Here is a 382-nt window from a genome sequence, read left to right as displayed (position 1 = left end):
CCATAATTACAAAGACATTCATATGCCAAACAATACTCCTGTTGGATTCTGGATTGGTATCTTTATGACTATCGGCGGTTTCTTCTTAATTTTCGAAACTGTAATTCCAGCATTAATTTGTTTATTCGGTATTTTTGGTACTATGATTTATCGCAGTTTCCAAATCGATCACGGATATCATATCCCTGCTGCTGAAGTTGCAGAAACTGAAGCTAGATTAAGAGAAGCGCGTATTAAAGAAAGGGAGGCTGTAAGTCATGAGTCATGATACAAACACTATTGATTCACGCACACATGAAGGCGAATTAAATAAGCTTGGCTTTTGGATTTTCATTACAGCCGAATTTGCGTTATTCGGTACCCTATTTGCGACACTATTAAC

1 protein-coding gene is annotated in these 382 nt (G+C 37.2%); it reads left to right on the top strand.

Annotated features, from left to right (window positions below):
* On the top strand, positions 1-268 hold a 268-nt coding region (locus tag D7V88_RS42480; protein WP_443651673.1), incomplete at its 5' end, for a hypothetical protein.
* Positions 269-382: the final 114 nt, after the last annotated feature.

The sequence above is a fragment of the Corallococcus terminator genome (assembly GCF_003611635.1).
GTDB classification, from domain to species: domain Bacteria; phylum Myxococcota; class Myxococcia; order Myxococcales; family Myxococcaceae; genus Corallococcus; species Corallococcus terminator.
This window is presented reverse-complemented; position numbering and strand designations above follow the sequence as displayed.